We start from the raw sequence: 20965 nt of genomic DNA, 5'->3' as shown, positions 1-20965 counted from the left end.
CTGGGCGGCGTGTTACGCTGACGCTGCCGGACGCTTAGAAAGGATCAAGCATGCTCTCATCGCTCCTGTCCCTGACCGCGGCCTCCGTGCGTCCGCTGTTTTTTACGGCGTTCTGGTTCTGCATGTTCTTCGGCCCGCTCTATTACCTCTTGCCGCATGTCGGCTGGAACCCGTGGTGGGCGATCCTCGTGGGGACCGCCGGTGCCACGGTCTACGTCATCCAGGCAATCGCGCTGGCGTGGTACGCGCAGCAAGAACAGGCCGCGTGAACGCCCACACCCATACCGAGGCACGCCGATGAGCGCGCTAGCCGCACTCGACGCGGAGGCCCTGCGCTATGCCGAGGCGGTCTGGTATGCGCGTGAGGCGGTGTTCGAGGACATGTGCCACGACGCCTTTGCCATGACCCTGACGGACGCGGCCGGCGAGACACAGCACTGGGACAAGGACGCCTTTGTGGCCCGCGTCGCCGCGCGCGAAGCCGCCACGGGTCCCGCCCCCCACGGCATCCACGCGATCGACGTGGCCGGTCCCATGGCGCGCGTACACATGTGGGTGGAAATCCCCGGCACAAGGTTCGAAGACCACCTCGGCTTTGTCCAGGTGGGCGACAAATGGAAACTTCTGACGAAGCTCTGCCGCGTGATCCCGGCAGCGTGAGGAGACGATGATGGACGGCTCGAAATTCGACGATGCCCTCACGGGCGAACAGCAGATTCGCAACTTCAACATCAACTTCGGCCCGCAGCACCCGGCGGCGCACGGCGTGCTGCGCCTCGTACTCGAGCTCGACGGGGAGATCGTGGAGCGGTGCGATCCGCACATCGGCCTTCTGCACCGCGGCACGGAAAAGCTGATGGAGAGCCGGACGTACCTCCAGAACCTGCCGTATTTCGACCGCCTCGACTACGTTTCTCCGATGAACCAGGAGCACGCCTGGTGTCTGGCCATCGAAAAGCTGACCGGCGTCGAGGTCCCCCGCCGCGCCTCGCTGATCCGGGTGCTCTATTCCGAGATCGGGCGCGTGCTGAACCACCTCCTGAACGTCACGACGCAGGCGATGGACGTCGGCGCGCTCACCCCGCCGCTCTGGGGGTTCGAAGAGCGCGAACAGCTCATGGTGTTCTACGAACGGGCCTGCGGCGCGCGCCTGCACGCGGCCTACTTCCGCCCCGGCGGCGTGCATCAGGACCTGCCGCCCGAGCTGCTCGACGACATCGAGGCGTGGACCGAGACGTTCCCGCAATTCATGGACGACATCGACGGCCTCCTGACCGAGAACCGCATCTTCAAGCAGCGCAATGCCGACATCGGCATCGTGACCGAACAGGAGATCCTCGACTGGGGCTTCTCCGGCGTGATGGTGCGCGGCTCGGGCCTCGCCTGGGACTTGCGCCGCGCGCAACCCTACGAGTGCTACGACGAGTTCGACTTCCAGATCCCCGTCGGCAAGAATGGCGACTGCTACGACCGCTACCTCGTGCGGATGGAGGAGATGCGCCAGTCCGTCTCGATCATCCGCCAGGCCATCGACAAGCTCCGCGCGCCCGAAGGGCAAGGCGACATCCTCGCCCGCGGCAAGATCACGCCGCCGAACCGCCGCGAGATGAAAACCTCGATGGAGGCGCTCATCCACCACTTCAAACTCTACACCGAAGGCTTCCACGTGCCGGCCGGTGAGGTCTACTGCGCCGTCGAGGCGCCCAAGGGCGAGTTCGGCGTCTACCTCGTCGCGGACGGCACCAACAAACCCTACCGCGCCAAGCTGCGCGCCCCGGGCTTTCCGCACCTGCAAGCCATGGACCACGTCGCCTCCGGCCACCAGCTTGCCGACGTGGCCGCCATCATCGGCACGATGGACATCGTCTTCGGAGAGATCGACCGGTGATCCGCACCGCCGCATTGCTCGCGCTGATGCCCTTCGCGGCAACGGCGCAGACCGCGGACCAGAAGGCCGCGCTGATCGCCGCGATGAATGCCAGTGATTGCACGTTGACCACCGCCGAGGCCAGCCAGGTCCTGCCACGGCTCGGCATCACCCGCCCCGCCGCCATCGCGCTCTCGCGGCAGATGATGACCGAGGGCATTGCCACCTTCGCCAGCGACGAGGAAACGCTCGTCCTGCTCCCGCCCGCCTGCACAAAGTGACGCGCTCCAGCTTCTTCTGGCCCCAAATATCCCCGCCGGAGGCTCCCGCCGCCTCAGCCCAACCAAACGGATGACACGATGCTCCGCCGCCTGCACCAAGACCAGCCCGAGACCTTCGCCTTCACGCCTGACAACCAGAAATGGGCGGAGGCGCAGATCAAGAAGTACCCTGAGGGACGCGAGGCCAGCGCGATCATCCCGCTCCTGTGGCGCGCGCAGGAACAAGAGGGCTGGCTCAGCCGCCCGGCCATCGAGCATGTCTCGGAAATGCTGGGCCTTGCCTTCATCCGCGGCCTCGAGGTCGCGTCCTTCTACTTCATGTTCCAGCTCAAACCGACCGGCTCGGTGGCGCATGTCCAGATCTGCGGCACCACGTCCTGCATGATCTGCGGCGCCGAGGACCTCGTCGCGGTCTGCAAGGACAAGATCGCTCCCCAGCCCTTCACGCTCAGCGCCGATGGGAAGTTCACCTGGGAAGAGGTCGAGTGCCTCGGCGCCTGCGCCAACGCACCCATGGCCCAGATCGGCAAGGACTACTACGAAGACCTGACCGCAGACGGCTTTGCCGCCATGCTCGATGCGCTCGCCAAGGGCGACGTCCCGACCCCGGGTCCTCAAAACGGCCGCTGGGCGTCCGAGCCCGCGTCGGGCCTCACGACACTCACCGAGTTCAAATCGGACGCGCATGCCAGCAACGCCAGCGTGACGCTCGCCACCGACATCGGCGACACCGTAAAGCGCATCGATGGCACCGAAGTGCCGTACCTCGCGCCCTGGGTCACCCACGGCGTCGATGCCGCCAACACGGGCGATGCGCCGCGCTCCGAGGCACCCGCGCAGCCCACGCCAAAGGACGAGCTCGACGCGGTTGCCGAAAACACGCCCGGTGGCGCCAGCGCCGAAGGCGCGCCCGTCGATGCCACCGGCGTCGACAAGCGCCAGGCCACCGAAATGTCGGCGGCCAAACCGCCCTCCAAGCGCAACCCCGACAGCGCCGACATCGGCGAAAAGCCTGCCACGCTCGAGGCCGCCCGTGAAGGAGTCCCCGACAACCTGAAAAAGATCAAGGGCGTCGGGCCCAAGCTCGAAGCGCTCCTGCACCGGCTGGGGTTCTACCATTTCGACCAGGTCGCCGGCTGGACCGACGCCGAGGTGGCCTGGGTCGATGCCAATCTCGAAGGCTTCAAAGGCCGCGTAAGCCGCGACGACTGGGTCGCTCAGGCCAAAATCCTTGCAAGCGGGGGAGAAACCGAATTTTCTTCCCGTGTCAAATGAGCTGCCCTGCCGTAAACTGCGCACCGCAGCCACCAAATTGAACGGGGAGACTTGAGATGAGCGACACGAAAAACGGCACTAGCTGCGCCATAGGCGTCTGGGCACTGGCCGCGGGGGCGGGCTTTCTGACCTTCGTGCTCTTGCTGGCGCTCGGCGGCTACAAGGTCTTTGCCGCGCTCTTTCTCGCGGCAGTGGTGTTCATACTCCTTGGCCTGCTCCTGATGTGGCTCTGCTGCGCGCCGCTGCCCAAGCTAGGCGAGGCGCCGAAGCCGGGCAGCGATGCCGCCGACGAGACCCGGGCGGCGCCGGAAAAAGCGCCCAAGATTGCAACCGGAGCGGGGCCCGCTGCCGCAGCTGCCACCAGCGCACCGGTTGCCTCAAGCGCCGAACCTGCACCGGCGGCAACACCCGCGCCGGCGCCAGCGCCCGCGCCCGCCAAGGCCGAAGCCGCCGTCAAACCCTCCAAGGCGCTCGACGGCGAGGCAGACCTCGACGCACGCAAGGGTGACTGGAAGTACGAAGGCGACGGCGCCGCCAAGACAGCCGCAGCCCCGGCAGCGGCGCCAACCGCCAAGGCGAGCACACCCGACTATGACGGTGACGGCGCCGCTGAGGGCGAGAACGAAGGCACCCGCCCCGAAGCGCTCGACGGACCGCGCGGCGGAAAGGCCGATAACCTCAAGGAAATCAAGGGGATCGGACCCAAGCTTGAAAAGCTCTGTAACCAGCTCGGCTTCTATCACTTCGACCAGATCGCAAACTGGTCGGCGGATGAAGTCGCCTGGGTCAACGCCAACCTCGAGGGCTTCAAGGGCCGCGTAACGCGTGACGAATGGGTCGCCCAGGCCAAGATTCTCGCCGAGGGCGGCGAGACAGAGTTCTCCAAACGCGTGGAGGGTGGCGACGTCTACTGACGCCGCCGCGCACACCACGCATGACGGAACGCCGCGACCCTCTCGAAGACCGCCTCGCCCGCCAGGGGCGCATCACCGCCCTGGTGATCGCCGGCGCGATGGTCCTCTGGGTCGCGGCCAACTTTATCGGCGGGGCTCTGGGCCTGCCGGGCCGGGTCGCGCTGCTCTTTGACCTTGCGGCAGGGGCGGCTTTGATCTGGGCCTTCGTGAATATCTATGACATGTGGAAGAAACGCCAAAACCACGACAGGTGACTGAGAGATGCTGAACGATCAGGACCGCATATTTACCAACCTCTACGGCATGCACGACCGCTCGCTCGCGGGCGCCAAGGCGCGCGGGCACTGGGACGGCACGGCATCGATCATCCAGCGCGGACGCGAGGCCATCGTCGAGGAGATGAAGGCGTCCGGCCTGCGCGGGCGCGGCGGCGCGGGCTTCCCGACGGGGCTCAAGTGGTCCTTCATGCCGAAGGAATCGGACGGACGGCCTGCTTACCTTGTGGTGAACGCCGACGAATCCGAGCCCGGCACCTGCAAGGATCGGGAGATCATGCGCCATGACCCCCACACGCTCATCGAGGGGTGCCTGATCGCCTCCTTCGCGATGAACGCGCACGCCTGCTACATCTACATCCGCGGCGAGTACATCCGCGAGAAAGAGGCGCTGCAAGCGGCCATCGACGCTTGCTACGAGGACGGCCTGCTGGGCAAGAACGCCGCAGGCTCCGGCTGGGATTTCGACCTCTACCTGCACCACGGGGCAGGGGCTTATATCTGCGGCGAAGAGACGGCTCTGATCGAGAGCCTCGAGGGCAAGAAGGGCATGCCGCGCATGAAGCCGCCGTTCCCGGCGGGCGCGGGGCTTTACGGCTGCCCGACCACGGTGAACAACGTCGAGAGCATCGCGGTGGTCCCGACCATCCTGCGGCGCGGCGCCGAGTGGTTCAAAGGGTTCGGACGCGAGAATAACCACGGCACCAAGCTCTTTGCCATCTCGGGCCATGTGAACAATCCGTGCGTGGTCGAAGAGGCCATGTCGATCACCTTCGAGGAGCTGATCGAAAAGCACTGCGGCGGCATCCGCGGCGGCTGGAAAAACCTCAAGGCAGTCATCCCCGGCGGCTCTTCGGTGCCCTGCATCCGCGGGGAGCACATGAAAGACGCCATCATGGACTTCGACTACCTGCGCGAGCAGCGGTCGGGCCTTGGCACGGCAGCGGTCATCGTCATGGACCAGTCCACCGACATCATCAAAGCGATCTGGCGCCTTTCGGCCTTTTACAAGCACGAAAGCTGCGGCCAGTGCACGCCCTGCCGAGAGGGAACGGGCTGGATGATGCGCGTGATGGATCGGCTGGTGAAAGGCGAGGCGGAGCCCGAAGAGATCGACATGCTGCTCGACGTGACCAAACAGGTCGAGGGCCACACGATCTGCGCTTTGGGGGACGCGGCCGCCTGGCCGATCCAGGGCCTGATCCGCAATTTCCGCGACGAGATCGAGGACCGGATCGCCGCCAAACGGACCGGTAAGCTCAGCGCTGTCGCCGCCGAGTAAGCGCGCCGCAGCGGACAGGAGAGACAGATGCGCAACGCTATGATCCTGGTGCTGGCCCTCGGGGCGCTGGCGTCGTGCACCGAGCGCACCAATTACCACCAGTTCGACGGCGTCTTCTTTCGCGCTGACGCCAAGTCACAGCGCAGCAACCGCGCCGAGTTCCGCGTCGAGGTGCGGCAGGCGACCCAAACGCTCGAAGGCGCGCGGGAGGCGGGGCGCTACGAGGCGACCCAGCACTGCCTGCGTTTCTTCGGCACCTCGCTCGTCGATTGGGAGAACGGCCCGGACGACGGCACCGACGTGCTCGAAGGCGACACGCTGATCCTCACCGGGACATGCGTGGAATAACGCCGACGATGCGCGGGAAGGGGCTCATATCCAGGCCAAGCGGGCGCGGTTATTGCATAGCAGCGCGCGATTTCACACCTCATGCGGGACTGACGCATGACCAAAGGAGTGGAATGATGCGCTATGTGACCACTGCCGTGCTGGCCCTCGCGCTGGCGCTGCCTCTGGCCGGGACCGCCACGGCGAAGCCGGCGCTGCGCGACGTGGCCGAGATCGACAACGGGCTGATGTACCTCGCCATCGCCGACCGGCTGCGCAAGGATTGCGGCAACATCGGCGCGCGGATGATCCGGGCGCTGAGCTATGCCGAGGCACTCAAGGATGCCGCCACCGAGCGCGGCTATTCGAACGCTGAAATCGACGACTACGTCACCTCCAAATCCGAGAAACGCCGGATGGAGGCGAAAGCCACCAGCTGGCTCGCCTCCAAGGGCGTCTCCCCGGATCAAAAGGCGGGCTTTTGCGCCTTTGGGGTGAGCGAAATCAACCGAGGCTCCCAGATTGGGCAGCTTTTGAGGGAAAGGTAGACCATGAGCGATCTGCGCAAGATCATCATCGACGGGGACGAACACGAGGTCGACGGGGCGCTGACCCTGATCCAGGCGTGCGAGGAGGCGGGGATCGAGATCCCGCGCTTTTGCTATCACGAGCGCCTGTCGATCGCCGGCAATTGCCGGATGTGCCTTGTCGAGGTGGTTGGCGGGCCGCCCAAGCCCGCAGCCTCTTGCGCGATGCAGGTCAAGGACCTGCGCCCCGGCCGCAACGGCGAGCCGCCCGAGGTCAAGACGAACTCGCCCATGGTCAAGAAGGCCCGCGAGGGGGTGATGGAGTTTCTCCTGATCAACCACCCGCTCGATTGCCCGATCTGTGACCAGGGCGGCGAGTGCGACCTGCAGGACCAGGCGATGGCCTATGGCGTGGATTTCTCGCGCTACCGCGAGCCCAAGCGGGCGGCGGTAGATCTAGACCTTGGCCCGCTGGTCGAGACGCACATGACGCGCTGCATCTCTTGCACCCGCTGCGTGCGGTTTACCACCGAAGTGGCCGGGATCACCCAGATGGGTCAGACCGGGCGCGGCGAGGACAGCGAGATCACCAGCTACCTCGGTGAGACGCTCGATTCGAACCTGCAGGGCAACATCATCGACCTGTGTCCAGTGGGCGCGCTGGTCTCGAAGCCCTACGCCTTCACAGCCCGCCCGTGGGAGCTGACCAAGACCGAGACCGTCGATGTGATGGACGCGCTCGGCTCCAGCATCCGCGTCGACACCAAGGGGCGCGAGGTCATGCGCATCCTGCCGCGCAACCATGACGGCGTGAACGAGGAGTGGATCTCCGACAAGACGCGCTTTGTTTGGGATGGGTTGCGCCGCCAGCGGCTCGACAAGCCTTATGTGCGCGAGAACGGAAAGCTGCGTCCGGCAAGCTGGGGCGAGGCGCTGCAAAAGACCGCTGCGGCGGTGCAAGGCGCATCGAGCCTCGCCGGCCTCGTGGGTGATCTCGCCCCGGTCGAGGCGGCCTACGCGCTGAAACAGCTGATCGAAGGGCAGGGCGGTGTCGTCGAGTGCCGCACCGATGGCGCCAAGCTGCCCTCCGGCAACCGCGCGGCCTATGCCGGCACGGCGATGGTCGAAGACATCGATGATGCGCAGATGATCCTGCTGATCGGCACCAACCCAGCCGTCGAGGCGCCGGTGCTCAATGCGCGCATTCGTAAGGCGTGGCTCGCAGGCGCAACCGTGGGCCGCGTAGGCCCGTCGGTAGACCTCACTTATGACGTGGTCGAACTCGGTTCTGACCGCGCGGCGCTCGGCGCGCTTCTGGATCAGGACCATTCCGACAAGGAAGGCGGCGTGATCGTGGTCGGGCAGGGCGCCTTGCAGGGTGCAGACGGTGCCGCCGTGCTGGCCGTGGCCCAACAGCTTACCGAGATGGGCAACGCGAAACTGCTTGTCCTCCACACCGCCGCCTCTCGCTTGGGCGCGATGGACGTGAATGCGACCAACCCCGATGGCATGGCCGCATTGCAAAACGCGGACGTGGTCTACAACCTCGGCGCGGACGAAGTCTCCATCGCGGATGGCGCGTTCGTCATCTACCAGGGCAGCCACGGCGACCGGGGCGCGCACCGCGCCGACGTCATCCTGCCTGCCGCCGCCTGGACGGAGGAACCCGGCCTCTTCGTCAACACCGAAGGCCGCCCGCAACTGACGCTCCGCGCCAGCTTTGCACCCGGCGAGGCCAAGGAAAACTGGGCCATCCTGCGCGCCCTTTCGGGCGAACTTGGCGCCACGTTGCCCTTCGATTCGCTCGCGCAGCTGCGCAAGGCGCTCATCAAAGAGGTTCCGCATCTGGCGCATGTGGGCGAGGTCGCGGAAAAAACCGGCGAGGCGCTGGAGCAAGGCACGCTTGGCTCTGGGGACTTTACCCTGCCGATCACCGATTTTTACCTAACCAACCCCATTGCTCGCGCCAGCGAGGTGATGGCCGAGCTCTCGGCAAACGCCGCTGCCCGCGCAGGAGCCAAGCTCGCCGCCGAATGAGAGCGCTGCCGGTCATAGCGGCGGGCCTTTTGCTCAGCGCCTGCCTGGCGCCCGAGGAGCCGGTGCCGATCGACCAACTGCCGTTCGACCCCACCTATCAAGGGGTCGAAACGCAGCTGCTGGATGGCGATCTGGTGCGCTTTCTGGTGACCATGACGGGCGCCCGCGCGCCGCAGGATGTCATCGACTATGCCGAATGTGCTGCAGCGCAGTATACGCTCATCAGAGGCTACGGTTTTGCCCGTCATTTGCGTACAAATGTGGACGAAGAGGATGGTATTTGGACCGCAGATGCGGTTTACACCATCTCAGCGAGCTTGCCCGAGGGCCTCAAGACCTTGGATGCCGAGATCGTCGTCGCCAACTGCGCCGAGCGCAACATACCTATGGTGTGAGGGAACATGGCTGATTTCTTTGCAACGCCCCTAGGCATAGGGGTGATCATTGCCGCGCAATGTCTGGCGGTGGTTGCCTTTGTGATGATCTCGCTTCTGTTCCTCGTCTACGGCGACCGCAAGATCTGGGCCGCTGTGCAGATGCGCCGGGGTCCCAACGTGGTCGGCGCATTCGGCCTTTTGCAGACCGTGGCGGATGCGCTCAAATACGTGGTCAAGGAGATCGTCGTGCCGGCGGGCGCCGACAAGACGGTCTTTATGCTCGCGCCGATGCTGTCGTTCGTGCTGGCGCTGATCGCCTGGGCGGTCATCCCCTTCAACGAGACCTGGGTGCTGAGCGATCTCAACGTCGCGATCCTCTACGTCTTCGCCATCTCCTCGCTCGAGGTCTACGGCGTGATCATGGGCGGATGGGCGTCGAACTCGAAATATCCCTTCCTCGGCTCGCTCCGCTCGGCGGCGCAGATGATTTCTTATGAAGTCTCCATCGGGCTCATCATCATCGGCGTCATCATCTCGACCGGTTCGATGAACTTCGGCTCGATCGTGGCCGCGCAGGACACCGGCTGGGGGTTCTTTGGCTGGTATTGGCTGCCGCACCTGCCGATGGTGTTTCTGTTCTTTATCAGTGCCTTGGCGGAGACGAACCGTCCGCCCTTTGACTTGCCCGAAGCCGAGTCCGAGCTCGTGGCTGGCTATCAGGTGGAATATTCCTCGACGCCGTTCCTGCTTTTCATGGCGGGCGAGTACATCGCGATCTTCCTGATGTGCGCGCTGACGACGCTCTTGTTCTTCGGCGGCTGGCTGTCGCCCATTCCTGGCCTGCCCGACGGCGCGCTCTGGATGGTCGGGAAGATGGCGTTCTTCTTCTTCCTCTTTGCGATGGTGAAGGCGATCACGCCCCGCTACCGCTACGACCAGCTGATGCGTCTGGGATGGAAAGTGTTCCTGCCCTTCAGCCTCGTCTGGGTCGTGATCGTGTCCTTCCTCGCCAAGTTCGAAGTCCTGGGTGGCTTCTGGGCGCGTTGGGTTTAAAGGAGTAATCCAATGGCAAATATCGACTATGGACGGGCGGCCAAGTACTTCCTGCTGGCCGATGTCTGGCAGGGGCTGCGGCTCGGGCTCAAGTACTTCTTTGCGCCCAAGGCGACGCTCAACTACCCGCACGAAAAAGGCCCGCTCAGCCCGCGGTTCCGCGGTGAGCACGCGCTGCGGCGCTATCCGAACGGCGAGGAGCGCTGCATCGCTTGCAAGCTTTGTGAGGCGATCTGCCCGGCGCAGGCCATCACCATCGACGCCGAGCCGCGCGCGGACGGCTCGCGCCGCACCACGCGCTACGACATCGACATGACCAAGTGCATCTATTGCGGCTTCTGCCAGGAAGCCTGCCCGGTCGATGCCATCGTCGAGGGCCCGAACTTCGAGTTCGCCACCGAAACGCGTGAAGAACTCTACTACGACAAGCAAAAACTGCTCGACAACGGCGCCCGCTGGGAGGCCGAAATCGCCCGCAACCTCGAGCTGGACGCGCCTTACAGGTAAGCCATGAGCCCCGCTGACCAGAACCCCTTTGAGGCGATGATGCGCCAGTGGTCCGAGGCTATGGGGCAAGCGGCCAAGGACTTTTCGCCTGAAAAGCTCGCAGAGATGTGGCCCGTCATGTCCAAGGACGTGATGGAACAGATGATGGGCAAGGGCGCCAGCCCCGACGGCCTCGACGCCAAGACGCGGCTTCTGATCACGCTGGTGGGGCTCACAACGCAGGGCGCGCAGAACGAGCTTGCACTCCGCCAGACGGTGCGCCATGCGGCCGAGGCGGGCGCGACCAGCCAGGAAATCTACGAGACGCTCACGCTCGCCGGCGCCTTCGCCGGTCTGCCCGCAATGACCCGCGCCACCGAGATCGCGCGCGCGCAGCTGGAGACAAAGGAAAGCCCATGACCGCTCTCGCCCTTGCCTTCTACCTCTTTGCCCTGTCGACCATCGTCGGCGGGCTCTTCACCGTGATCAGCCGCAACCCGGTGCACTCTGTGCTGTGGCTCATCCTCGCCTTCTTGTCGGCGGCTGGCCTCTTCGTGCTCATGGGCGCGGAGTTCGTGGCGATGCTGCTGATCATCGTCTACGTGGGCGCTGTAGCGGTGCTTTTCCTCTTCGTTGTCATGATGCTCGACGTGGACTTTGCCGAGCTCAAGGCCGAGATGGCGCGCTACCTGCCGCTGGGCCTGCTCATCGGCGTGGTGCTCTTGATGCAGCTGGTGCTGGTCTTCGGCACCTGGGAGACCGCGCCCGAAGCGCCTGATCTTGTCGCCAATGTCCAGCCCGAAGGCACGCACAACACCCAGGCGCTGGGGCTGATCCTCTATGACAAGTATTTCCTCCTCTTCCAGACCTCCGGCCTGATCCTGCTGGTGGCGATGGTGGGCGCGATCGTGCTGACCCTGCGCCACCGCTCGGATGTGAAGCGCCAGGATATCCTCGCCCAGATGTACCGCGACCCTGCGAAAGCGATGGAGCTGAAGGACGTCAAACCGGGGCAAGGGCTCTAAAGGTGAAGGGTGCGCTGCTCACGATCCTGGCCCTGTGCCTTGCACTCCCCGCCCACGCGGTGACGCTGCAGGAGTGCGCGCGCACCACACATATCAGCCACGGGGGCGAGGACATGCACCGCGACCTCGGTGAGGGGCGGGTGATGTGGCGCGACTGGTGGAGCCAGGAGGGCACGGCCAGCGACTTTACGGTTGCAGACTGCGGCTCGGGCCACGCGCTGCGCTTTCGGACGGCGGAGGAGCGGATGAACGACCGTCTTCCCTTCGACAAGACCGACAAGGCGCTCAAGGTGATCGCCTCTCACGAGGAGGGCGCGCGCGCCTTTGCCACGTTTAACCGGATGGCGGCGGACCTCGACAAGGTCGCGCGCGACATCGCGATCACGGAGCTGAAGGGCGAGACATGCGCCTGCGCGGCGCTTTACCCAGAGCTGCGGGGCGACAAGGCGCCGTTTGTGCTGGGCTGATACGTAGGGTGGGCGCAGGCCCACCGACCAAGGGAACGGGTGAGGCAAGCCAGCCTCGAAGGATGGAAGACGATGATAGGACTTGAACACTATCTCACCGTGGCCGGCACGCTTTTCGTGATCGGCATCTTCGGCCTCTTTTTGAACCGCAAGAACGTCATCATCCTCTTGATGTCGATCGAGCTGATGCTGCTGGCGGTGAACATCAACCTCGTCGCCTTCTCCTGGCATCTGGGCGATCTGACGGGGCAGGTCTTCACGCTCTTTGTCCTGACGGTGGCGGCTGCCGAGGCGGCGATTGGCCTTGCGATCCTCGTCTGCTTCTTCCGCAACCGCGGCACGATCGCGGTCGAAGACGTCAACGTGATGAAGGGGTAGGGACATGGAAACCATCATCCTCTTTGCCCCGCTGGTTGGCGCGCTTCTCTGCGGGTTTGGCTGGCGGCTGATCGGCGAGACGGCGGCGTGCTGGGTGGCGACGGGCTTTCTCTTTCTTGCCTGCGTTCTGAGCTGGATCGTCTTTCTCGGGCTTGGCCCGGATGCCGAGCAAATCCAGATCATGCGCTGGATCGAGAGCGGGACGCTGAGCACCGACTGGTCGATCCGGCTCGACCGTCTGACGGCGATTATGCTGATCGTGGTCACGACGGTTTCGGCGCTCGTGCACCTCTATTCCTTCGGCTACATGGCGCATGATCCGCAGTTCGAAGGGGAGACCTACAAGCCGCGCTTCTTTGCGTATCTGTCGTTCTTTACCTTTGCGATGCTGATGCTCGTGACGTCTGACAACCTGGTGCAGATGTTCTTTGGCTGGGAGGGCGTGGGCGTCGCCTCGTACCTGTTGATCGGGTTCTATTACCGCAAGGACAGCGCGAATGCCGCGGCGATCAAGGCGTTTGTGGTCAACCGCGTGGGCGATTTCGGCTTTGCGCTGGGGATTTTCGCGCTCTTTTACCTGACGGACTCGATCCGGTTTGACGACATCTTTGCCGCCGCGCCGGAGCTTGCCGAGACGCAGTTGACGTTCCTCTGGACCGAGTGGAATGCGGCGAACCTGATCGCGTTCCTGCTGTTCGTTGGAGCCATGGGCAAGTCGGCGCAGCTGATCCTGCACACCTGGCTGCCGGACGCGATGGAAGGGCCGACGCCGGTGTCGGCGCTCATTCACGCGGCGACCATGGTGACGGCGGGTGTCTTCCTCGTCTGCCGCATGTCGCCGGTGATGGAGTTCGCGCCTGAGGCGATGGCCTTTGTCGTCTTCCTCGGCGCGACGACGGCGTTCTTTGCTGCCACCGTTGGCCTTGTGCAGAACGACATCAAGCGCGTGATCGCCTATTCGACCTGCTCGCAGCTGGGCTACATGTTCGTTGCAGCCGGTGCAGGCGTCTACTCGGTGGCGATGTTCCACCTCTTCACCCACGCGTTCTTCAAGGCGATGCTGTTCCTCGGCGCGGGCTCGGTCATCCATGCGATGCACCACGAGCAGGATATGCGGAATTACGGCGGGCTGCGGAAAAAGATTCCCTACACCTTCTGGGCGATGATGATCGGCACGTTGGCGATTACCGGCGTTGGTATCCCGCTGACCGGATGGATTGGCTTCGCCGGGTTCGCATCGAAGGATGCGGTGATCGAAAGCGCCTATGCCTTTGCTCCTGGCGGCTACGCCTTCTGGATGCTGGTGATCGCGGCGCTCTTTACCTCGTTCTATTCGTGGCGGCTCATGTTCCTGACGTTCTACGGCAAACCGCGCGGCGACAAGCACACGCACGAGCACGCGCATGAAAGCCCGGTGGTCATGCTGATCCCGCTGGGTGTGCTGGCGATGGGTGCAATCTTTGCCGGGGCGATCTGGTATTCGTCCTTCTTCGGCAAGACAAACGAAGTGATCACCTACTTCGGCGGCCAGTACGAGGCGCCCGCAACAGACCTCAAGGAGGCCGTGGCCGAGCGTAGCCCGAAAGCCTCCGAGCTGAAATACGTGATGGAGAGCGCGCCGGGTGAGGCGGCGATCTACATGGCGCCCGACAACACGATCCTGCACGAAGCGCATTATGTGCCGAACTGGGTAAAGTTTAGCCCATTCGCTGCAATGCTGCTGGGTCTGATCGTGGCTTACTGGTTCTACATCGTGAACCCGGCGCTGCCGAAACGCCTCGCCGAGCAGCAGCGGCCGCTGTACCTGTTCCTGCTGAACAAGTGGTATTTCGACGAGATCTACACTTTCCTCTTCATCAAGCCCGCGCAGGCGCTTGGGCGGATTTTCTGGAAGGGGGGGGACGGCGCGATCATCGACGGCTCGATCAACGGCGTGTCGATGGGGATCGTGCCCTTCTTTACCCGGCTCGCGGGGCGTGTGCAGACCGGCTACATCTTTAGCTACGCCTTTGCGATGGTGCTGGGGATCGTCGGCCTGATCACGTGGATGGTCATCGGGGGAGCGGGCTGATGGACAACCTTCTTTCGATCACGACGTTCATTCCGGCGCTGGCGGCGCTGATCCTGGGCCTGTTCCTGCGTGGAGACGACGCGGCGGCGCAGCGCGCGGCCAAGTGGGTGGCGATGGTCGCCACGGGCCTGACGTTTTTTGTCTCGCTCTTTATCCTGGCGCAGTTCGATCCCTCGGACACGGGCTTCCAGATGGTCGAAGAGGCCGAGTGGCTGCTGGGCCTGCAGTACAAGATGGGTGTCGATGGCATTTCGGTGCTCTTCGTGATGCTCACGACCTTCATCATGCCGCTGGTCATCTGGGCCAGCTGGGACGTGAAGCTGCGCGTCAAGGAGTACATGATCGCCTTCCTCGTGCTGGAGACGCTGATGCTCGGCGTTTTCATGGCGCTGGATCTTGTGCTGTTCTACCTCTTCTTTGAGGCGGGCCTCATTCCGATGTTCCTGATCATCGGGATCTGGGGCGGGGCGAACCGGATCTACGCGTCGTTCAAGTTCTTCCTCTACACCTTCCTCGGCTCGGTGCTGATGCTGGTGGCGATGGTGGCGATGTTTGCTGATGCGGGCACGACGGATATCGAGCAGCTCTTGCAGCACCAGTTCGGGTCCGAGACGTTCAGTTTGCTCGGAATTCAGATCATCGGGGGCGCGCAGACGCTGATGTTCCTGGCGTTCTTTGCCTCTTTCGCGGTCAAGATGCCGATGTGGCCGGTCCACACCTGGCTGCCGGATGCGCACGTGCAGGCGCCCACCGCAGGCTCGGTCGTGCTGGCGGCGATCCTCTTGAAGATGGGGGGCTACGGCTTCCTGCGCTTCTCCCTGCCGATGTTCCCGATCGGGGCGGAGGTCCTGACGCCGCTGGTCCTCTGGATGTCGGTGATCGCCATCGTCTACACCTCGCTCGTGGCGCTGGTGCAGGAGGACATGAAGAAGCTCATCGCCTATTCGTCGGTCGCCCATATGGGCTACGTGACGATGGGCATCTTTGCGGCGAACCAGCAGGGCATTGACGGCGCGATCTTTCAGATGATCAGCCACGGGTTCATATCGGGCGCGCTCTTTCTCTGCGTGGGCGTGATCTATGACCGGATGCACACGCGGGAGATCGACGCCTATGGCGGGCTCGTGAACCGGATGCCGGCTTACGCGCTGATCTTCATGCTCTTTACCATGGCCAATGTGGGCCTGCCGGGGACTTCGGGCTTTATCGGCGAGTTCCTGACGCTGGTGGGTATTTTCCAGGTGAACACGTGGATCGCGTTGATCGCGACCTCGGGTGTGATCTTGTCGGCGGCTTATGCGCTCTGGCTCTACCGGAGGGTTGTGATGGGTGATCTCATCAAGGAGAGCCTCAAGACGATCAAGGATATGACCTTCCGCGAGAAGGCGATCTTTGCCCCGCTGGTGGTCATGACGATCTGGATGGGGGTCTACCCCGCGCCGATCCTCGACCGGATCGGGCCGTCGGTGACGGCTCTGATCACGGATGTCGAGACCGCCCGCGCCGATTACGCCGCACAGACCCAGTTCGCAGCCCAAGCGGCAGCGGAGGAGTAAGACGATGGCCAACGATCTGAACATCATCCTGCCGGAAATCATTCTGTCGCTCTATGCGCTCTTTACCCTCGTGGGGGGCGCGTATCTGGGACAGGACAAGCTGGCGCGCCCGATCCTGTGGGTGACCTCCGTGGTGCTGCTGGTGCTGGCGTTTGTGGTGGTGCAGGGCGACACGACGCGGCTGGCGTTCGACGGGATGTTCATCGACGACGGGTTCTCGCGCTTTGCCAAGGCGGTGGTGCTGGTGTCCGCTGCGTGCGTGCTGCTCATGAGCGAGGGGTATATGGCGCGCCGCGACCTGTTGCGGTTCGAGTACCCCTTGCTGATCGCTCTCGCGGCCGTGGGCATGATGCTGATGGTCTCTGCCGGGGACCTGATGGCGCTTTACATGGGGCTGGAGCTGCAGTCGCTGGCGCTTTACGTGGTGGCCTCCCTGCGGCGGGACTCGGTGATCTCGACCGAGGCGGGGCTCAAGTACTTTGTCCTTGGCGCCTTGTCCTCGGGTCTGCTGCTATTCGGCGCGTCGCTGGTTTACGGTTTTGCCGGGACAACCGCCTTTGCGGGCATCATCACGACACTCGATGTGGGAGAGCTGAACATCGGGCTGCTCATCGGGCTGGTGCTCGTGATCTCGGGACTGGCGTTCAAGATCTCTGCCGTGCCGTTCCACATGTGGACGCCGGACGTCTACCAGGGCTCGCCGACGCCGGTCACCGCGTTCTTTGCCACCGCGCCGAAGGTTGCCGCGATGGGGCTTTTTGCGCGTGTGCTGCACGACGCCTTTGGCACGGCGGTCAGCGACTGGAGCCAGGTGATCGCGCTGATCTCGCTTTTGTCGATGTTCCTCGGTGCCGTGGCCGCGATTGGTCAGACCAACATCAAACGGCTGATGGCCTACTCGTCCATCGCGCATATGGGATATGCGCTTATGGGCCTCGCGGCGGGCACGGCGTTTGGCGTGCAGGCGATGCTCATCTACATGGCGATTTATGTGACGATGAATGTCGGCACGTTTGCCTTTATCCTGATGATGGAGCGCGATGGCACGCCGGTGGTCGAAATCTCGGCGCTCAATGGCTACGCCAAACATGAGCCGGGCAAGGCTTTGGCGATGCTGCTGCTGCTGTTTTCGCTGGCGGGGGTGCCGCCGCTTGTGGGGTTCTTTGGCAAGTTCTACGTCCTGCGCGCGGCCTATGACGGCGGCCTAGCGTGGCTCGCCATCGCGGGTGTGATCGCTTCGGTGATCGGGGCGTATTACTACCTGCGCATCGTCTTCTTCATGTACTTCGGGGAAGAGAGCGAGGAGCCGCTGACGGACGGGCATGAGCCGATCCTCTGGGTGTTCCTGATGGTGCCAGCGGCGGCGATGCTGATCGGGGTCGTGAACCTCTTTGGCATCGAAGGCGCGGCGGCGGCAGCGGCGGCGACGCTGGTCAACTAGGTGCGGCGCTTGAATTTTGAGCGGCGCGCGTGCGGCATGCGGCGTGTTTTGAGTTTATTTTGGAAGATGAAGAGGGAGCGGGCGTGACCTTTCCTGCAGGCGTCGCGCGGGTTGTCCTCGAAGAGGTGGACAGCACCATGTCCGAGGCGGCGCGCAGCGCGGGTGAGGTGCTGGGTCCGACCTGGGTGATGGCACGGCGCCAGAGCGCGGCGCGGGGGCGGCGTGGGCGGCCCTGGGTCATGCCGGAGGGCAACTTTGCCGCGACGCTTGTTCTGCCGGTGCGGGAAGCGCCGGAGGTGGTGGCGCTGCGGTCCTTTGTCATGGCGTTGGCGCTCTACGAGGCGTGCGCCGAGGTGACGGGCGCGCCGGAGGGCTTTGCGCTGAAATGGCCGAACGATGTTCTGTTGAGCGGAGGCAAGCTTGCCGGGATTCTGCTCGAGCGGCAGGGTGTCGATGCGCCTTTGCTGATCGGGGTGGGGGTGAACCTCGTGGCGGCGCCGGGGGCTGAAAACGTAGAGCCCGGGGCAGTCCGGCCTGTGTCGCTGCTCGCGGAGACTGGGGTGCGGGTCGGGCCTGAGGCGTTCCTCGACGCGCTGGCGGCGGCTTATGCCGAGGCGGAGGCGCAGTTTACCACCTACGGGTTTGCGCCGATCCGGGAAGCGTGGCTCGCCCGTGCGGCGCGTCTGGGGGAGGTCGTCACCGCGCGGACCGGCATTGCAGAGACGACAGGCACGTTCGAGACGGTGGACAAGGACGGCCAGCTTGTGCTCAAGACCGCGCAAGGCCGCGTGCATCTGCCCGCCGCCGATGTGTTCTTCTAAAGGCGGGCGCGATGCTTCTGGCGATTGATTGCGGCAATACCAACACCGTCTTTTCCGTCTGGGATGGCACGCAGTTCATCTGCACCTTTCGCACCTCGACCGAGCATCAACGTACGGCGGACCAGTACTTTGTCTGGTTCTCGACGCTCTGCGATCATCACGGGCTGAGCCCGGACATCGAGGCGGTGATCGTCTCGTCCACGGTGCCGCGCGTGGTGTTCAACTTGCGCGTCTTTGCCGACAGGTACTATGGCGTGCGTCCTTACGTCGTCGGCAAGCCGGGCTGCGAGCTGCCGGTCGAGGCGCGGGTGGACGCAGGCACAGCCGTCGGGCCTGACCGGCTGGTGAACACGGTCGCGGGCTATTCGCGGCACGGCGGCAACCTGATCCTTGTGGATTTCGGCACAGCCACCACATTCGACGTAGCCGACCACGACGGCGCCTATATCGGTGGGGTGATCGCGCCGGGGGTGAATACCTCGCTCGAGGCGCTACATCTCGCGGCAGCCGCTTTGCCGCATGTGGACATCACCAAACCGCAGCGCGTTATCGGCACCAACACCGTCGCCTGCATGCAGTCGGGCGTCTTTTGGGGATATATCGGCCTCATCCGCGAGATCTGTGAGCGCATCAAAGGCGAGCACGAGCGCGAGATGAAGGTCATCGCAACGGGCGGGCTGGCGCCTCTTTTCCAGCAGAGCGAGGCGCTTTTCGACGCCTTTGAAGATGACTTAACGATGCACGGGTTAACCGTGATCTATCAGCACAATGTGAGAAAGTAGCAGTTTTGAGCTCTGACAGATTGATCTACCTGCCCCTCGGTGGGGCGGGCGAAATTGGCATGAACGCCTACGTTTACGGCTACGGTCCCGATGGGGCGGAGCGCCTAATCCTGGTGGACATCGGCGTTGCCTTTCCCGACATGGACGGCACGCCGGGGGTGGACCTGATCTTCCCCGATATCACCTGGCTCAAGGAGCGCGCAGATCGGCTCGAGGCGGTGTTCATCACGCACGCGCATGAGGATCACGTGGGCGCGGTGGCGCATTACTACGACGCGCTCGGGGCGCCGGTCTATGCGCGCGCGTTCACCGCCAACATCGCGCGCCGCAAGATGGAGGAGCACGGCCACCCGCGCGAGGCGGTGACAACCGTGTCGGCCTACCCGGAGACGGTGAAGGCAGGCCCGTTCGAGGTGTCCTTTGTGCCGGTCTCGCACTCAATCCCCGAATCGTCAGCGCTGCTGATCGAGGCGGGCCGGGACCGGGTGATCCACTCGGGCGACTTCAAGATCGACAAGACGCCGATCGTGGGCGAGGGGTTCGACCCTGACATGTGGGAGGAGATCGCCAAGCCGGGCGTCAAGGCGCTGGTGTGCGATTCCACCAATGTTTTCAATCGCGAGCCGGGTCGGTCCGAGGCGACAGTCGGGCCTGAAATCGAAAAGCTGGTGTCCGAACAAAAGGGCATGGTCGTCGCGACCACCTTTGCCTCGAACGTGGCCCGGGTGAAGACGCTGGCCGAAGCGGGCGAGCGGGCAGGGCGGTCGATCTGCCTTTTAGGGCGCGCGATGCGGCGGATGATCGAGGCGGCGGTCGAGACGGGCGTGCTCTCTGGCTTTCCCAAGGTGGTGGGTCCCGAGGACGCCGTGCACATCCCGCGCGAAAACCTGATGCTGCTGGTGACCGGCAGCCAGGGTGAGCGGCGCGCGGCCTCGGCGCAGCTGGCGCGCGGCAAGTTTCATGGGCTCGAGATGAAGGAAGGCGACACCTTCCTCTTTTCGTCCAAGACGATCCCGGGCAACGAAAAAGGCGTGATCCGCATCATCAACCATTTCTCCGAGATGGGGGTGGATGTGATCGACGACAGCTCGGGCCTTTACCATGTTTCGGGCCATGCCAACCGCCCGGACATCGAGGCGCTGCACGACATCGTCAGCCCCCAGATGGTGATTCCGATGCACGGGGAGCACCGGCATCTGCGCGAGCACGTAAAGGTTGCACAATCCAAGGGTCGGACCGGGATTGTTGCGGTGAACGGAACAATGCTGGACCTCAGTGGCAATGCGCCGACGGTGACGGAGTTCGTGGAGACCGGGCGGACCTATCTCGACGGCTCGGTGCAGATCGGCGCGCTCGACGGCGTGGTGCGGGACCGTGTGCGCATGGCGCTGAACGGGCATGTCGTCGTGACCGTGATTCTCGACGAAGAGGACGAGCCGCTGGGCGATCCCTGGTGCGAGCTGATGGGCCTTCCCGAGACCGGTCGGTCGCGCGCGGCCTTGCAGGAGGTGCTGGAGGAGGACCTCGGCCAGTTCCTCAACCGTGCGGGGGCCAAGACGCGTGCGAACGACGATGCGCTCGAGAACGAGCTGCGCCGCGTCGCGCGGAATACGGCGCAGGACGAGATCGGGAAGAAGCCTGAGGTGACCGTGGTTGTGAGTCGGCTCGCTTAAGAGGGCGACCCAACTTAGAGGGAGAGGCGCTTGCGCCTCGCCCAAATCAA

Annotated in this window: 24 protein-coding genes; all 24 read left to right on the top strand. The window is 64.2% G+C overall.

Annotated features, from left to right (window positions below; genetic code table 11):
- Positions 1-50 precede the first annotated feature (50 nt).
- The 24 genes from ACU0B3_RS15650 (at position 51) to ACU0B3_RS15535 (ending at position 20915) form a co-directional block, all read left to right on the top strand.
- Entirely contained in the window at positions 51-269 is a 219-nt protein-coding gene (locus ACU0B3_RS15650) for a hypothetical protein (RefSeq protein WP_446261805.1), read from the top strand.
- Between the two features lie 28 nt (positions 270-297).
- Positions 298-660 carry a nuclear transport factor 2 family protein gene (locus ACU0B3_RS15645; RefSeq protein WP_446261804.1) on the top strand — a complete coding sequence of 121 codons (363 nt, stop codon included), beginning with the start codon at positions 298-300 and terminating at the stop codon, positions 658-660.
- A 10-nt stretch (positions 661-670) separates the two neighbouring features.
- Positions 671-1888 carry an NADH-quinone oxidoreductase subunit D gene (locus tag ACU0B3_RS15640; RefSeq protein WP_446261803.1) on the top strand — a complete coding sequence of 406 codons (1218 nt, stop codon included), beginning with the start codon at positions 671-673 and terminating at the stop codon, positions 1886-1888.
- Complete coding sequence (locus ACU0B3_RS15635; protein ID WP_446261802.1) at positions 1885-2148, top strand: hypothetical protein; 264 nt, start codon at positions 1885-1887, stop codon at positions 2146-2148. Before ACU0B3_RS15640 ends, ACU0B3_RS15635 begins: the two co-directional genes overlap by 4 nt.
- A gap of 78 nt (positions 2149-2226) precedes the next feature.
- A complete protein-coding gene (locus ACU0B3_RS15630; protein WP_446261801.1) occupies positions 2227-3423 on the top strand; it encodes an NADH-quinone oxidoreductase subunit E in 1197 nt (398 codons plus the stop codon).
- 56 nt (positions 3424-3479) lie between these two features.
- Positions 3480-4337, top strand: coding sequence for an endonuclease (locus ACU0B3_RS15625; RefSeq protein ID WP_446261800.1), 858 nt, complete (start codon positions 3480-3482; stop codon positions 4335-4337).
- Positions 4338-4357: 20 nt separating this feature from the next.
- Positions 4358-4591 (top strand): DUF5337 domain-containing protein, encoded by a 234-nt coding sequence (locus tag ACU0B3_RS15620; protein WP_446261799.1) that lies wholly within the window; start codon positions 4358-4360, stop codon positions 4589-4591.
- Positions 4592-4598: 7 nt separating this feature from the next.
- Complete coding sequence (gene nuoF / locus ACU0B3_RS15615) at positions 4599-5894, top strand: NADH-quinone oxidoreductase subunit NuoF (protein ID WP_446261798.1); 1296 nt, start codon at positions 4599-4601, stop codon at positions 5892-5894.
- A gap of 27 nt (positions 5895-5921) precedes the next feature.
- The gene (locus ACU0B3_RS15610; RefSeq protein WP_446261797.1) at positions 5922-6242 is read left to right on the top strand and encodes a hypothetical protein; all 321 of its coding nucleotides are present in this window, start codon (positions 5922-5924) and stop codon (positions 6240-6242) included.
- Between the two features lie 116 nt (positions 6243-6358).
- A complete protein-coding gene (locus ACU0B3_RS15605) occupies positions 6359-6769 on the top strand; it encodes a DUF5333 domain-containing protein (RefSeq protein WP_446261796.1) in 411 nt (136 codons plus the stop codon).
- 3 nt (positions 6770-6772) lie between these two features.
- The gene (gene nuoG, locus ACU0B3_RS15600; protein WP_446261795.1) at positions 6773-8785 is read left to right on the top strand and encodes an NADH-quinone oxidoreductase subunit NuoG; all 2013 of its coding nucleotides are present in this window, start codon (positions 6773-6775) and stop codon (positions 8783-8785) included.
- Positions 8782-9180, top strand: a complete 399-nt coding sequence (locus ACU0B3_RS15595) for a hypothetical protein (RefSeq protein WP_446261794.1) — start codon at positions 8782-8784, stop codon at positions 9178-9180. The genes nuoG and ACU0B3_RS15595 overlap by 4 nt, the downstream gene beginning before the upstream one ends.
- 6 nt (positions 9181-9186) lie before the next feature.
- Positions 9187-10215: an NADH-quinone oxidoreductase subunit NuoH gene (gene nuoH, locus ACU0B3_RS15590; protein ID WP_446261793.1), complete on the top strand. Its 1029-nt coding sequence runs from the start codon at positions 9187-9189 to the stop codon at positions 10213-10215.
- Between the two features lie 12 nt (positions 10216-10227).
- Positions 10228-10722 carry an NADH-quinone oxidoreductase subunit NuoI gene (gene nuoI / locus ACU0B3_RS15585; RefSeq protein WP_446261792.1) on the top strand — a complete coding sequence of 165 codons (495 nt, stop codon included), beginning with the start codon at positions 10228-10230 and terminating at the stop codon, positions 10720-10722.
- A gap of 3 nt (positions 10723-10725) precedes the next feature.
- A complete protein-coding gene (locus ACU0B3_RS15580) occupies positions 10726-11121 on the top strand; it encodes a carboxymuconolactone decarboxylase family protein (protein ID WP_446261791.1) in 396 nt (131 codons plus the stop codon).
- Positions 11118-11726: an NADH-quinone oxidoreductase subunit J gene (locus ACU0B3_RS15575; protein ID WP_446261790.1), complete on the top strand. Its 609-nt coding sequence runs from the start codon at positions 11118-11120 to the stop codon at positions 11724-11726. Before ACU0B3_RS15580 ends, ACU0B3_RS15575 begins: the two co-directional genes overlap by 4 nt.
- Before the next feature lie 2 nt (positions 11727-11728).
- A complete protein-coding gene (locus ACU0B3_RS15570) occupies positions 11729-12193 on the top strand; it encodes a hypothetical protein (RefSeq protein ID WP_446261789.1) in 465 nt (154 codons plus the stop codon).
- 72 nt (positions 12194-12265) lie between these two features.
- On the top strand, positions 12266-12571 hold the full coding sequence (gene nuoK, locus ACU0B3_RS15565) for an NADH-quinone oxidoreductase subunit NuoK (protein ID WP_050532271.1): 306 nt from the start codon (positions 12266-12268) through the stop codon (positions 12569-12571).
- A gap of 4 nt (positions 12572-12575) precedes the next feature.
- Positions 12576-14642 (top strand): NADH-quinone oxidoreductase subunit L, encoded by a 2067-nt coding sequence (gene nuoL / locus ACU0B3_RS15560; RefSeq protein ID WP_446261788.1) that lies wholly within the window; start codon positions 12576-12578, stop codon positions 14640-14642.
- A complete protein-coding gene (locus tag ACU0B3_RS15555; protein ID WP_446261787.1) occupies positions 14642-16198 on the top strand; it encodes an NADH-quinone oxidoreductase subunit M in 1557 nt (518 codons plus the stop codon). The genes nuoL and ACU0B3_RS15555 overlap by 1 nt, the downstream gene beginning before the upstream one ends.
- A 4-nt stretch (positions 16199-16202) precedes the next feature.
- Complete coding sequence (gene nuoN, locus ACU0B3_RS15550; protein ID WP_446261786.1) at positions 16203-17639, top strand: NADH-quinone oxidoreductase subunit NuoN; 1437 nt, start codon at positions 16203-16205, stop codon at positions 17637-17639.
- Positions 17640-17722: 83 nt separating this feature from the next.
- Complete coding sequence (locus ACU0B3_RS15545; protein ID WP_446261785.1) at positions 17723-18460, top strand: biotin--[acetyl-CoA-carboxylase] ligase; 738 nt, start codon at positions 17723-17725, stop codon at positions 18458-18460.
- An 11-nt stretch (positions 18461-18471) separates the two neighbouring features.
- Positions 18472-19242, top strand: coding sequence for a type III pantothenate kinase (locus ACU0B3_RS15540; protein ID WP_446261784.1), 771 nt, complete (start codon positions 18472-18474; stop codon positions 19240-19242).
- 5 nt (positions 19243-19247) lie between these two features.
- Positions 19248-20915 (top strand): ribonuclease J, encoded by a 1668-nt coding sequence (locus ACU0B3_RS15535; RefSeq protein WP_446261783.1) that lies wholly within the window; start codon positions 19248-19250, stop codon positions 20913-20915.
- Positions 20916-20965: the final 50 nt, after the last annotated feature.

Source organism: Pseudaestuariivita sp. (assembly GCF_052825805.1).
The sequence above is the reverse complement of the archived record's forward strand: the minus strand, read 5'-3'. Positions and strand labels throughout refer to the sequence as shown.